This is a genomic window from Glutamicibacter sp. AOP12-B1-11, from assembly GCF_052379245.1.
Taxonomy (GTDB): domain Bacteria; phylum Actinomycetota; class Actinomycetes; order Actinomycetales; family Micrococcaceae; genus Glutamicibacter.
The window spans coordinates 1-373 of the sequence record NZ_JBQSYL010000099.1 but is presented as its reverse complement, the minus strand read 5'-3'; the positions used below and the strand labels follow the sequence as shown (position 1 = coordinate 373).

Below are 373 nucleotides of genomic sequence, written 5' to 3'. Positions count from 1 at the left end.
CGGGCCCGTAGCCGAGTCTCAAGGCTATGACGGGTGATGAAACGGCTGGCAGAATCGCGCATGACGATCCTGAACTGTGTTTCGGGGGCAGCTTCTAGGGCCCATTCAAGCCAAAACGGCATCATTTGAGTGGCAGCGGATCCGGTAAGGACCAGCACGACTTTTCGGTAGCCGAATCCTTCGAGCGTGAGATCCAGCTTGGAGGCGTCGGCCTTACTTTCTGCGGTGGTCATGGTGTTCCTTTTTGAGGGACTTGATGGGTCCGGTTGGGCGACGGCCCGAATAACGGCTCTGGGGCCGTCGCCTGACCGGGGTAGGACGGGGACTAGCAGCCCATCGTGAGCGTTGCGCCAATGAGCACGCCAGCGCAGAA

The 373-nt window shown here is 60.1% G+C and carries 1 pseudogene; it reads right to left on the bottom strand.

The window, feature by feature from the left end:
- Positions 1-233, bottom strand: a pseudogene (locus ACT3UQ_RS19765) (flavoprotein); the annotation flags it as partial.
- Positions 234-373: the final 140 nt, after the last annotated feature.